At 45.1% G+C, this 13,890-nt stretch carries 9 protein-coding genes; 1 reads left to right on the top strand and 8 read right to left on the bottom strand.

The features are described 5' to 3' along the window. Positions 1–63: 63 nt before the first annotated feature. The 6 genes from eno to MiAbW_RS02295 all read right to left on the bottom strand — a co-directional run bounded on the left by eno (position 64) and on the right by MiAbW_RS02295 (position 9,297). Positions 64–1,362: a phosphopyruvate hydratase gene (eno, locus tag MiAbW_RS02325; protein WP_151694762.1), complete on the bottom strand. Its 1,299-nt coding sequence runs from the start codon at positions 1,360–1,362 to the stop codon at positions 64–66. Positions 1,363–1,408: 46 nt separating this feature from the next. Then, positions 1,409–2,170 (bottom strand): DUF3887 domain-containing protein, encoded by a 762-nt coding sequence (locus MiAbW_RS02320; protein ID WP_151694761.1) that lies wholly within the window; start codon positions 2,168–2,170, stop codon positions 1,409–1,411. Between the two features lie 115 nt (positions 2,171–2,285). Continuing rightward, positions 2,286–4,364 (bottom strand): glycogen debranching protein GlgX, encoded by a 2,079-nt coding sequence (gene glgX, locus MiAbW_RS02315; RefSeq protein ID WP_151694760.1) that lies wholly within the window; start codon positions 4,362–4,364, stop codon positions 2,286–2,288. A gap of 1,434 nt (positions 4,365–5,798) precedes the next feature. After that, entirely contained in the window at positions 5,799–6,446 is a 648-nt protein-coding gene (locus MiAbW_RS02305; RefSeq protein WP_151694759.1) for a Uma2 family endonuclease, read from the bottom strand. A 38-nt stretch (positions 6,447–6,484) separates the two neighbouring features. After that, entirely contained in the window at positions 6,485–6,952 is a 468-nt protein-coding gene (locus tag MiAbW_RS02300) for a DUF29 domain-containing protein (RefSeq protein WP_151694758.1), read from the bottom strand. After that, on the bottom strand, positions 6,949–9,297 hold the full coding sequence (locus MiAbW_RS02295; protein ID WP_151694757.1) for an HD family phosphohydrolase: 2,349 nt from the start codon (positions 9,295–9,297) through the stop codon (positions 6,949–6,951). Before MiAbW_RS02295 ends, MiAbW_RS02300 begins: the two co-directional genes overlap by 4 nt. A 449-nt stretch (positions 9,298–9,746) precedes the next feature. Between MiAbW_RS02295 and dnaK the strand changes: the two genes are divergently transcribed. Further along, positions 9,747–11,651, top strand: a complete 1,905-nt coding sequence (dnaK, locus tag MiAbW_RS02290; protein WP_151694756.1) for a molecular chaperone DnaK — start codon at positions 9,747–9,749, stop codon at positions 11,649–11,651. Positions 11,652–11,720: 69 nt separating this feature from the next. On the opposite strand, the gene MiAbW_RS02285 is transcribed toward dnaK, so the two are convergent. Both MiAbW_RS02285 and MiAbW_RS02280 read right to left on the bottom strand, forming a co-directional pair. Then, complete coding sequence (locus MiAbW_RS02285; RefSeq protein WP_151694755.1) at positions 11,721–12,683, bottom strand: protochlorophyllide reductase; 963 nt, start codon at positions 12,681–12,683, stop codon at positions 11,721–11,723. 203 nt (positions 12,684–12,886) lie between these two features. Beyond that, entirely contained in the window at positions 12,887–13,888 is a 1,002-nt protein-coding gene (locus MiAbW_RS02280) for a CsgG/HfaB family protein (protein ID WP_151694862.1), read from the bottom strand. Positions 13,889–13,890: the final 2 nt, after the last annotated feature.

Raw genomic sequence — 13,890 nt, 5'->3', positions numbered from 1 at the left:
TATCAGTTATCAGTACCCTTAGTATAACACCCTTTTTCGATCACTGCAAACTTTTTTCAAATTTTAGGCCAAGAATTTTGGACCTAGGCCGACTTTCGGCGCGTACACCGCCCGATCGCCCAATTCTTCTTCGATGCGTAATAAGCGATTATACTTAGCCACCCGTTCACTGCGACTGAGAGAACCGGTTTTAATCTGTCCAGCATTAGTAGCCACCGCCAGATCTGCGATTGTGGTGTCTTCCGTTTCTCCGGAACGATGACTAATTACAGAACGATAACCGTGACGGGTAGCCAAGGCGATCGTTTGTAAGGTTTCCGTCAAAGAACCGATCTGATTGAGTTTAATCAGGATCGAGTTAGCAATACCCAGATCGATCGCTTTTTGCAGACGGATAGGATTAGTCACCATCAAATCATCGCCCACCAACTGAATCCGCGCCCCCAGTTTATCGGTCAATAATTTCCAGTTATCCCAATCTTCCTCGTGTAAACCGTCTTCAATAGAAATAATCGGATAGCGATCTACTAAACTCGCCAAAAAGTCCACCATTTCGGCGGGAGAATGGGCCGAACCATCGTAGATGTATTGACCATCCCGATAGAACTCACTGGCGGCCACATCCATAGCCAAAGCCACCTGCGACCCCGGTTTATAACCGGCACGTTCGATCGATTCAATCAAAATATCCAAAGCTTCCTGATTTGAAGCCAAATTAGGAGCATAACCGCCCTCATCGCCCACACCGGTCAGTAATTTGCGTTCGTGCAAGGCCTTACCCAAAGCGGCGAATACTTCCGCTCCCCAACGCAAACCTTCCTTAAAAGAATCGGCCCCGATGGGGAAGATCATAAACTCCTGAAAATCGACGTTATTATCAGCGTGAGAACCACCATTGATCACGTTCATCATCGGGACGGGTAGCACATTGGCCATCGGACCGCCGAGATAACGATAGAGAGGCAATCCCAGATCCGCCGCCGCCGCTTTGGCCGTAGCCAGAGAGACGGCTAGGATAGCATTAGCCCCTAATTCCCGTTTATTGACCGTACCATCGCGATCGATCATAGCTAAATCGATACTAGCTTGGTCGAAAGCATTCATCCCCTCCAAAACCGGGACAATTTTTTCGTGGACATTGCGAACCGCTTTCAGGACACCCTTACCACCGTAACGCTGGGGATCATCATCGCGTAATTCGTGGGCTTCAAAACTACCCGTAGAAGCGCCACTGGGAACCTGGGCCAAACCCATCGCCCCCGATTCTAACAGCACTTCCGCTTCGATCGTGGGACGGCCGCGGGAATCTAGAATCTCCCTAGCGGCGATCGCTTCGATGGGAACTTCGATTTTATCTAACATAACTTATCGTCTCCAACTCAATTTACGGGGTAATTTCGGCCGATTACTAATTGCCTAAAGGGAAATCCACGTTGACAATCTGCTTTTGATCATCAAAAACAAGGATTAAAGTATCCGTCAGTTTTTCAAATTGAATCGTCACCAACACCATATCCACACCGTCCGCACCGGAACCTTTTCTGACCTGAGTTCCTACGATCCGACGCACGGGGCCGGTACGCTTAAGTAAATTCTCCCAAGCGCCTTGCACTCTGGTGGGGAAAACCTCAGCTTTCAGGAAAGGGTGTAGATAACCTCTGGCCAGGCCGTAGTCTTTATTGGCCAAGGCCGTCACAAAAGCGGTGCCAATCTCAGAAATACTGCGAAATTCGGGAAAATCGGCGGCAACTATCTGACCAGCCCGGTTAAAGGTAACTGTCACATCCTCGGTAACTTTCTCAAATTCAACGGTGACAATCACCAGATTGGCATTGATAGCATCGAGTAGCTTGCTTTTGACAATACGCTTAAACGGTCCAGTATGGTCAGTTACTTGGCTTTCCCAGACCTTTTGCAGTTTTTCGGCAGTCCAGAGGGGTTTTAGTTGGGGTGACAAAGCTGCAATCACCTTGTCGTATTGTTTAGCTCCCAACCATTCTACTAACTGCCGAGCTTGCTTTTCTTCCCGGACAGGATCACCAAGAGCGATCGCATTCGGTTCTGGGTTCGCCCGTACTGGTGAAACGCTGAACGCGATCCAAGGCAGGGAAAAACCCATTAAACACAAAGAGAGAATCGATACCCGTTTCGCTAATGAAAGCCGCATCATTTCAGCTATTGCTCCGCAAATAAATAACGTTTTTCCACTTGACGATTGAATTGATGCCATTGTTCATTAGTTAAAGCATTCAAGATCGGTCGATCGGGCAATATCTCTCCTCTTGTTATACTGGTTTAACGATTAAAACTACCGCCGAACGCGCTTGCACCCGATAAGTTTCCGATTCAACAGCGGCCGCGGCATCTAAATCACAGGCTGCCTCGGACAATTGCCAAGCAGTATCGATGACACGATGCCATTTTTCCTCTGGGAATAGGGGGGGTAACTGGAAGTTGAGAGATTCCCAGTAAGCGTTCAGCATAATGTGTAAATACTCGTTCGCCTTGGGATGACGCAGGGAAAAAGCTAAACTGCGGGAATCTTCCGACCAATCGGGTTTACTCAACTGTACGCCATGCCAACTGAGATGGGGTTCAAGACTGGTATAGGTGACTTCTAGCAATTTTTCTTGACGGAAAAGAGCTAATTTTTTATTAAAATCGATCAGTCTCCTTACGAAACACCAAAGATCGAACTCTTGCTCTACCGCACTCCAATCGAACCAACTTAACTGGTTATCCTGACAATAGGCGTTATTGTTGCCCTTTTGGGTGCGTCGCACTTCGTCCCCCATCAACAGCATAGGTGTTCCTTGGGAAATGAACAGGATCGTTAAGAGATTTTTTATTTGTTGCAGTCGCAGGGTTTTAATCGCCTCGTTATTGGTTTCCCCTTCTATCCCACAATTCCAGCTAAAATTATCGTTGCAACCGTCCCGATTCTCCTCGCCGTTAGCCTCGTTGTGTTTCTCGTCGTAGGACACTAGATCGTTAAGGGTAAAGCCATCGTGACAGGTAACAAAATTTATACTTCTATTGACATCGTTATCAGGTCTGTGGTATATGTCGGGGCTTCCTAAAATCCGCGCCGCTAATTTCGTGACTATGCCGGTATCTCCCCGGACAAAAGCGCGCACATCATCGCGAAAAGGACCATTCCACTCGGAAAACCAATCGGCAAATTCGACAAATTGACCGACACTATACAATCCTGCCGCGTCCCAAGCTTCAGCGATGAGTTTTGTGCCAGCTAAGACGGGATCAGACTCGATCGCCCAGATCATGTTATAACCTTTTTGCAGGATCGGTTCCCCGTCCACATTGCGCGATAATACGGCCGCTAGGTCAAAGCGAAAACCATCGACGTGCATTTCCGACACCCAATAGCGCAAACAATCGAGAATCATTTTGCCCACAATGGGATGACTGCCCTTGAGGGTGTTACCACAGCCGGTATAGTTGCTATAAAGGCTTTTATCTTCAGGGTCGAGAATGTAGTAGGTGCGATTATCGATACCTTTAAAGGAAAGAGTCGGCCCGATTTCGTCCCCCTCGGCGGTATGATTGAAAACCACATCGAGAATCACTTCGATCCCCGCTTTGTGTAAAGCTTTCACCAGATCTCGAAATTCATTCAAAGGACCCAGGGGTGAGCGATCGCTACTGTAACCGGCATGGGGCGCAAAAAAGCCGATCGTGCTATAACCCCAATAGTTAGTTAACCCCGGCATGGCCGAAGCGGGATCAAAGTAATGAATCGGTAACAATTCCACGGCAGTAATGCCTAGGTTTTTCAAATAGGGTATTTTTTCGATTAATCCCGCAAAAGTACCTCTTTTTTCCTCACTAACGCCAGAATTCGGGTTACGGGTGAAGCCGCCGACGTGCATTTCGTAGATAAAACTGGCAGAGTAGGGAGTGCGTAGCGGTGCGTCATCTTCCCAATCGTAGCAGCCTGGATCCACTACCAGACCCCGCAAAGCTCGATGACAATTATCGCCTTTTTCGCCGGCAGCTTGTCGATCATAAATTTCCGCACCGACAATCGCTTTCGCATAGGGATCGAGAACTACTTTATCAGGATCGAAGCGATGACCCTGGATCGGATTATCCGGACCATAGACTCGATAAGCATACACTTGACCGACTCCAATGCCGTGAACGAAAATATGCCAATAGAAAAAGGTGCGGTTTGTTTGCGGGGTGAGGAGAATAGTCCGGCTAGGTACGGGAGAATTAGCATCATCAAATAATAATAATTCTATGGCAGTGGCATACTTAGAAAATAGTGAGAAGTTGACACCATCAGCCAAGACAGTCGCCCCGACGGGATGGCTTTTACCGTGATCGGTTTTTAAGGTCATTGTCAAGAGGTAAGAAGTGATTGGGAGTAGTAAGCTGTTCGTAATTTAAATTGCTTGTTGAGACGAGGCAAGAGGCAAGAGGCAAGAGGCAACAGTAAAGGGATTGGGGGAGATTCGGCTAATCTTAAGAATAAGCACTTCAAATGCGTCTTAGCTTATGAGATTATACTAAATCCTGTTTAAAAAGTGTAGGAGAGTGGGAAGTGGGAAGTGACAAGTGGGGAGATGGAAGAAACACCATATAGCGGTAAGCGCTTGAGTGAGATACAAACCAAGCTTTGCCTAGCATGGTTTATAGCTCGTGACACTGTACCTCATACGACTGCACACCGCTATAACTTGGGAGTTAATCATAAGACCTTTGGCAAAAATCAAAAATATTCCGTTAGGTGAGGAGTAATTAGCCAGTAGCATGGAGAATTAAGAATGAGCATTAATTAATTAAATGCTCTGTTTATGGATTTTATGCAATTTTATGCCTATTTTTCTCATTTTTGAACTATCAAAAATTAATTATGCAAGAACTCTAAACATAAAAAAGAACTTGATTCCTTGCTCACTCTCCGATTTCAGAAGTTTAATAAATCTGAGATTATGACAGGATCAAGTATATCTACCCAGTGATGACTGTGGGCAGCGACAAGTGAGCGGCAGTCAGGGCAAAATGATAAGTATTTTATATGTAAATACCCTCAATACTTAAAAATATTTAAATTTACAATTGGTAATATTTATTTTTACTCAAGAATTTATTGAGAATAATTTCTATTTATTTACGAGGTTGCAATACTTCCAGCGATTCTGGTATAATTTTGCATTATGCTACGGTGAGTTTTTCTGTGCTTTTTTGAAGTTTTTAAGGTCTAGCTTGCCTTGAAACCATTGCTAAATCTAGACTTTACCTTTTAGCAAAACCAAACACTTTCGCCAATTATCCCTTTTTTCCCTAACAACGTTGATCTAATTTTTGTGTATTTTTGTTGCGAAGTCAAATTTTTTTTGACAAAATTCCCAAATTGTGCTGGGAAGGGAGTATGACGAGATTTAGCATCATCTCTAGTTCCAGTGTTTCCTAAAACCAGAAACTTCGTACCTCACCCTTAAGATAACTGCTAGAGTTGTTTCCTCTAGTATTTGAATTGATAAAAATAAATTTATTTGATGTTGTCCGTTGAGATTTTTGGGGTAATATGGCATAGAACGAGTTAGTTAGGACGCTTTCAATTTTCAAACTCTTATCGGTCAAGGTTTTCAGCGATTGATTGTCCTAACCACCCCGAACTTTGCTATATAAGCCCCTCTCTTGTTTATTACAACGCCAATTCAAAAACTTGTTCAGGAAACCCAAGAGCAATTACTAACAGGCTGGAATGACTTCTAATCTTTAGTCTCACTTAGTCTAGTTGAGAAAACCACCATAACCAGCATTGATTATTAACTAAAATTATCTAAAGCTTCAAATTGACGTAAAGCAAGACTAGAACCTTGATTCCAGCCTAATTCTACATAATATGGCAAAAGGTTCTTGATATTTCTATCGGGAAAGAGACGACTGTTTTCGCTTTCTTGATAACTGTCTTCTATTAACACATATATTTTTAATTCTTCCCGACGATAAACCCACAATTCAGGGATTTTTAGCAATTGATAAGCCTCTACATCAGTCAGGGAAGTAAAATCCACTTCTATGGCTAAATCGGGAGGAGGATCAACAGTTAAATCAATTCTTTCTTTGCCTAAAATTGCCTGTCTATTATCAATATAAAAACAAGTATCTGGTTCTACTCCCGCTTCTCCCGGCATTTTCAAGGTAATCGGATCAAAACATTGCCAGTCTTTACCTTGACGACGGAGGATAATTTTTACTAAATCCCTTAATGTATCAACACGATTGCCATGACTTGGTAGGGGAGACATAAGCCTAATTTCTTGCGTTTTGTGATTAAAATAGAGTTTGGGATAGGTTTTATGGAGACGTAAACTCAGCAATCTTTTGTAATCTTCCCAAGTCTGATGCGGAAAAATAACTTGACTGCCTGGAGATAAAGATAAAGTATTTTCGTTGAGAGTAATTAGTAACATTTTGGTAATTATCCTTGATTTTTTCCTGTGGGATTTAACTAATTTCGCTCTGGCAACCAATGCCTATCAAGCATTTGTTCGAGAGAATAGGGACAATTTAGAGGAAAATTGTGAGGAGATATTTCAGTTTTTTGTCCGACAATAAAAACTGCATCTTGATAGATTCTTTCTTGGTTATCTAGGAGATATTTTTCTAGATTTGTGCTTAAGTATCCATTTAGCTGAACTCTAAAAGTTGCTATTTCTCCTTGCCAATGCCGATGATTTAATTCAAATTCTTCTGACCAATATTGCCACAGCAAAAGATGAATAATTATCTGTCTTAAAAAACTCTCAACTCGATTTTTATCCCGTTTGCCCAAAGCCTCCAACTCCTCGATTAAATGTTGAATATCCAACTCAGCTAGACGATTTTCCTTGAGAAGTTTAATTGTTTCAGTCAACCAGAGATGTTCATCTTGTTCGTAGAGAAATTGTAACTGATTTAGCCAAGTATCTCTTTTCATATTTTTTCGGCTGAGGAGACTTCTAAAACTGCTTTCGGGTAGGCAATACGTTGATGATGGAATTGTTGCCAAACTTGTACAAAAACCTCGGCAATAATTGGTAATTCCTCTTGACGAATACCACTATCTACTAATTGTTGCTCGCGCCATCGGGCCTGAAAAATCTTTTTGATCATATCCATAGCTTGTTCTGGGGAGGCCTCCTTCAGCGATCGCAAAGCGGCCTCGCTACTATCGGCTAACATAACGATCGCCGTTTCTCGCGATTGGGGAATCGGACCATCGTAGCGAAAGGCCGCCTCATCAACGATTTCTTGACCATTTTGGGCGGATTTTTGCAAAGCTTGCTGATAAAAATAGGAAATTAAGAGATTGCCTTGGTGTTCGGGAATAAAATCGCGGACGACTCGCGGTAAACCGTGTCTGCGGGCCATGACTAACCCTTCGCTAACGTGCTTTTTAATAATCTCGGCGCTGACGTAGGGATCGTTAATTTCATCGTGTTTATTCGGACCACCCATTTGATTTTCAATAAAACCGAGAGGATCGTGCATTTTCCCAATATCGTGATAGAGGGTTCCCGTGCGAATTAATTCCACATTACAGTGCAGTTTTCGGGCGGCTGCTTCAGCTAAACAGGCGACAAAAAGGGTATGTTGAAAAGTACCAGGCGCTTCCGTGGCCAAACGTTTGAGCAAACTACAATTAGGATTGGACAACTCCACCAGACGAATGGGAGTCACCACATCAAAACAGCGTTCTAGATAGGGGGATAATCCTAGGGCGATTACCGTCCAAGCTATTCCCGATAGACCATAGACGAGGGCCGTGGGTAGTAGAGTATAGATGATCGTGCTGGCGGTGGCACTAACGATTAGGTAGGTGAGCAGATAAACACCACCTTGACTGACTCCGATTCCCATTCCTAGCAGCGATAATTCATCCCGGGATCGCAATTTTGCCGCTATCATAGCCGCTAATAGTCCCCCCATCGTACCCGCGATTAAATCGGCGCTGATGCCTTGGATGCTGAATAGGGAAAGACCAGCAGTTAAGAGGACTTGGGTGACGGCCAGAGTCGGGCCATAGAAACTGCTGACTAATAAACCCACGGCTGCCAGATTGGTAAAGGGAATATGGGCGAGCGCTAGGATCGGTGTGGTAAAACTTAGTAAACCCAAGAGAAGAAAATCCCGGTGACGCAGGGGCCGATGGAGACCCTGGGCAACGAGGCAAAAAGTCCCGATCGCACTGGTGACAAGGATTGCCGTTGCCCCTAAACCCATCCAGTTAATGCCCCGTTCGCTTAAACCAAAGCCATCGATCAGAACAAACTGGGCTTGAGTAATTTTTTCGCCTGCTTTAACGATAATTTGACCGGTTTGAGTGCTAGATATGACCATATCTACCGCTTCCACCGCTTTAGTGGCTTGTTCTTTGGTTGCCTCTCGATCTTCTATCAGGTTCGTTTGTCCCTCTAGGGCTGCTAGAAGGATATTTTCGGCTAAAAGCTGCTGGCGACGGGTTAGGCGATCGCTGCTAATCTGCACGGCGATCGTATCCTGTAGGTGACTGGTGGAAATCCCTGGGGGAATGCCTTGTGCCAAAATCCGGCGACTCGCTTGCAGGACGGCTTTTTCTAGGTTTTGCCACTCTCGATCGCCCATTTGGGCTACTGTGATCAGATCAGCATATTTGAGTTTATTTAAGCTGGAATGCCAATAATTTTGGCTGGTTTGCTCCTGTATTTGCCGTAATTGCCCCAATCGATCGATAAATTGCTCAAAGTTTCCCTTCGTCACGCGCTGACGATAGGCTTGGATTTCCTTAATAGCATATTCTTGCTCTTTTGTCAAGGGTTTTGGAAAAGATTCTTCATAGTTGAGTCCGCTTTGTAGAGTTGACCATTGAGCGGCAGAAAAGGTGAGCAGCGTTTCCAGTGTGGCGTTAGAAATAGTTCTGCCCAGTAAAATCGAATTTTTTGATAGAATTGGGCTAATTTGACTTAATTGCCCTAAGGTTTCCCGCAGCGATCGCTCAATCTCGGCGGTGGTTTGGGGGTCTCTTTTCAGCCGGGGAAGCAGTCCAGCCCGAATTTTTTGGCGTTTGAGGGCGGTGGTTTCTTGGTCTTCAAAACTGGCATCTTCGGGGGCGATAATTGTGACTGGGGAAATAGTCCCGACGGCCAATTTCGGCTGATTATAGAAACGATAACCGACCACGCTAGTCAGACAACCGACGGTAAACAGGAAGATTAAGGGTCTGCGAAGTTTACCTAGGGAGAAAGAGCGAGATTTTCGGGCAGAATCAGGAAAAACAGTGAAAGAATGCAGAAAATGATTCATAAATTTCAGCTAAATTCTACAAACTGTGCGACCATGCCCAGAGAAAAAAATACCGGCAACTTGATTTTGTGTTCCCCTTTCTATTTTAAGTATTCCCTGTACAGAAAAAATTTTTTCTCGATCGGTGTTGGCTGTTGGGGATTTCAATGATCAGTGATCAGCTTTTTCTGCCAACTCCGGTGCGCCCCACTACCCCACACCCCATACCCTGCCCCCACAAAAAACTTTTTCAGGAAACCCTAATTAGTTTTTGATAACTGGATTTAGTATGATAACTCGACCGATGTAATACTACCAAAAAGGTTCGGATACCTACACTATCAAGAAAGCGGGGTTATTTTGCACTATAGAGATAACGAAGGAACTGATAGGGGTGGGTATCGCCTAAAAACCGAGTACAGTTCCGATTCTAGAAGTCACTATAATTGTATCGGAGCAGCACAAAGATTATGGGAAAAGTAGTTGGAATTGACTTAGGGACGACTAACTCCTGCGTCGCGGTTATGGAAGGGGGTAAACCCACCGTTATCGCTAACGCCGAAGGATTTAGAACCACTCCCTCAGTCGTCGCCTACGCCAAAAATGGTGATCGCCTAGTAGGACAAATCGCCAAACGTCAAGCGGTAATGAACCCGTACAATACTTTTTATTCCGTCAAACGCTTCATCGGCCGGAAATTCAACGAAGTTGCCAAGGAAGCCACAGAAGTATCCTACAAAGCTCTTCAAGACGGCAACGGCAACGTTAAATTAGACTGTCCGGCCCAGGGCAAACAATTCGCCCCCGAAGAAATTTCCTCCCAGGTCCTGCGGAAACTGGTGGAAGATGCCAGTAAATACCTGGGCGAAACCGTTACCCAAGCAGTCATCACTGTACCTGCTTATTTTAATGACTCCCAACGTCAAGCCACCAAAGATGCGGGGAGAATTGCTGGGATTGAAGTTCTCCGCATTATCAACGAACCCACTGCCGCCTCTCTTGCCTACGGATTAGAGAGAAAAGCTAACGAAACCATTCTCGTTTTTGACTTGGGTGGGGGAACCTTTGACGTATCGGTTCTGGAAGTGGGTGATGGTGTCTTTGAGGTTCTGGCTACCTCTGGAGATACTCATCTCGGTGGTGATGACTTCGATAAAAAAATCGTTGATTATTTAGCCGAAGAATTCGAAAAATTTGAAGGAATCGATCTACGTCAAGATAAACAAGCCCTACAACGTCTCACAGAAGCGGCAGAAAAAGCCAAAATAGAGCTTTCTAGCGTTACCCAAGCGGAAATTAACCTGCCCTTCATCACCGCTACCTCCGAAGGACCGAAACACCTAGATACGACCTTAACCAGAGCTAAATTTGAGGAAATTTGCGCCGATTTAATCGATAGCTGTCGGCGTCCTGTAGAAAATGCCATCCGTGATGCCAAAATCGATAAATCTGCCCTCGATGAAGTGGTTCTCGTCGGTGGTTCAACCCGGATTCCCGCCATTCAAGAATTAGTTAAACAAGTTCTAGGCAAAGATCCGAACCAAAGCGTTAACCCCGATGAAGTGGTAGCTGTGGGTGCCGCTATTCAAGGTGGTGTTCTTGCTGGTGAAGTTAAAGATATTCTTCTGCTTGATGTTTGTCCTCTGTCTCTGGGTGTGGAAACCCTGGGCGGTGTGATGACGCGGATTATTCCCCGCAATACCACTATCCCCACCAGAAAATCGGAAGTTTTCTCTACGGCAGTAGACGCACAAACTAACGTAGAAATCCACGTCCTGCAAGGGGAACGGGAAATAGCCAGAGATAACAAGAGTTTGGGAACTTTCCGACTCGATGGTATCCCCCCTGCGCCCCGGGGTTTGCCTCAAATCGAAGTGGTTTTCGACATCGATGCTAACGGTATTTTAAATGTCACCGCTAAAGATAAAGGTACAGGAAAAGAACAATCGATTAGCATCACCGGTGCTTCTACCTTGCCCAAAAATGAGGTGGAACGCATGGTAAATGAGGCAGAATCGAACGCATCAGCTGATAAAGAACGTCGCGAACGCATTGAACGCAAAAATCAAGCTGATTCCCTGGTTTATCAAGCTGATAAGCAGTTAGCCGAGTTAGGCGATAAGGTTCCCCCATCGGAGAAAACTAAAGCCCAAGAGTTGATTAAAGAACTGAAAGAAGCGATCGCAAAAGACGATGATGGTAAGATCAAAATTGTCCTACCGGAATTACAACAAGTCCTCTATGCGATCGGTAGCAGTATCTATCAGCAAGCAGCCCCTAGCAATCCCACCGGTGGCAATGATAAAAATGGACCCTCTGGTGGTGCTGGTGGCGGCGATGATGTCATCGATGCCGAATTCTCCGACACTAAATAAAAATTAAGTTTCTAGCTTCGGGAAGGACACAAGTTAACTTGTGTCCTTTTTCAGGCTCAAAATCAGAAATTAGGCTAATCCGACTAACTTAGCGCTGTATTCCCACATTTTTGCGCCTCTTTCATCGTCGCGAGCTTGAGGAGAAACCCGTTGTACAAAGGACTTACCCTCTTTTTTCTGACGATTGCCCCAACTCCAGTAAGCACCAGATTGACGGTATTCGGGGTCAGCAACCACCATGGCGACTCTTTCCCCAGCTAATTCTTGGGAAACATAGCCACCGGTGATATTTTTCTGGAACCAGGGGAAAAACTGCTGGAAAAAGGGGTAATGATTGCGGAAAAGGGGTGTATCGGCCACACAACCCGGATAGAGGGAAGTAAAAGTGATTCCGGTCGATTCGTGGTAGCGTTTGTGCAGTTCCCGCATGGTGAGAACATTACACACCTTACTATCTTTGTAGGCTTTGACCGATTCAAATTTTTTGCCGTCGGCCATAGTAATCGGCTCTTTGAAACCCTGGGCAAACCCGTCTAAATCGCCCAAATCGGGACGAGGAGGAATTTTACCGCCTAATTCATCGGGATTATGGGTGACAGTGCCGAGAATGACTAAACGGCGGTCGGGGGAGGGGGAATTTTTTAGATCTTCCAAGAGCAAATTCGAGAGCAGGAAATGACCTAAATGATTGGTGGCCATGCTCAATTCATAACCGTCGGGACTTCTTAAGGGTTCTTTGAGCAAAGGCATATAGATAGCGGCATTGCAGACTAAAGCGCTTAGAGGTCTGCCCAAGGCCCGGAAATTTTTAACGAAGCGCCGGACGCTATCGAGGGAACCGAGGTCGATAAATTCAATACAGTAGTTATCCCGGGGAATGTTTAATTCCTTGGCCGCCTGTTCCATTTTCGGGATATCCCGACAGGCCATAACCACAAACCAACCTCTTTGAGCAAGGGATTTAGCGGCGTAGAGACCGACTCCAGAAGTTGTCCCAGTAATGATCACCGTAGGTTTTTTATCTTGTACCATTTTTTGATAATTTTCGTTAATCGCTCTGGTCTAGGGAATATGCAAGGGATTCCAATCATAAATTTTATCGGTTGTCTTACCTGACCCCAGGGTTCGCTTTACATAACTTCAAATTTTCGTGAGTGTTCACTTATCAGTGATCAGTGATCAGATTTGAGTTTTAAGTTTACCGATCTCCCCACTTCCCACTCCCCAATCCCCAATTAACGAATCGGTTTAGCTAAATCACCGATTTTAAAACCATTACCGGTAATGATGCGACCGACGCTAGATTGACCATCAGCTTCGACAATTTCGAGAGTGCCAATCGGTTGAGTAATCTGACGGATAACCTTACCCGTTTGCGGATCCTTGACCGTTTGAGTCGTCCGTTCGATGGAAATGCGTAAACCAACACGATATCCCTCTCCCGTACCTTTGTTGAGAATTACCTGATTTCCCGCCACGGCAGCCACTAAAGCGGTGACAGTCGGGAGCGAGCGCGGTGTAGCGGCGATTTGGTCGGCTTTATTATTGAGATTATCAACCACCTGCGCCACTGCCTTATCGGTGGCAATACTGAGTAATTTCCCTTCATTGGAGGTTTGGGAACCACCCCCAACCCCTAAAACCACGGTTGAACCATCGGATTGATTGGCAGTACCATCTCCCTGAGCGGTGGTAATAATTTCGGCCGTGGTGGTATTAATTGCTCGGACATTTAACTTGACAAAAGCATCGGTTTCTGTCTTGGCGGTGCTAAAAATAATAAACGAGCCACCGGATTGTTTTTTTTGTAAATCGAATTGAGTAATCGAACCGATAATCACCACATCTACCCCCAAAATTTGCCCGATTTGAGCGGCGGTAGCGGCATCTACCCGTCCGGAAGCCCCAAAATTTTGTTCTTTGAGGACAGCATCAATGCGACTGCGCTCAATCACTGTATAGCGACCACTTTCCACTAATTTGTTGACGAGAATATCACTGACACCACTGGCCCCACCATTGAGAAATGTTAACCATTGGGGATTACTGAGACCGCTATAATCGAAGTCTAAAACCGCTACGCGCACCTTTTCGCTTTTTTGAGCTAATAGTAAAGGTAAATTGTTAGAGGTAGCTTGGGAGAAAGCCGGTGCGTTGAAGCTAAAACCCAAACTAGAAGTGACTCCCACAAGGGTGAGCAGGGCAGAAAAACCACGGATACTATCTCGATCGAACATGA

This window comes from Microcystis aeruginosa NIES-4325, from assembly GCF_008974145.1.
GTDB classification, from domain to species: Bacteria; Cyanobacteriota; Cyanobacteriia; order Cyanobacteriales; family Microcystaceae; genus Microcystis; species Microcystis aeruginosa_G.
Note: the sequence above shows the minus strand (reverse complement) of the source record. Positions and strands in the feature narration are given on the sequence as shown.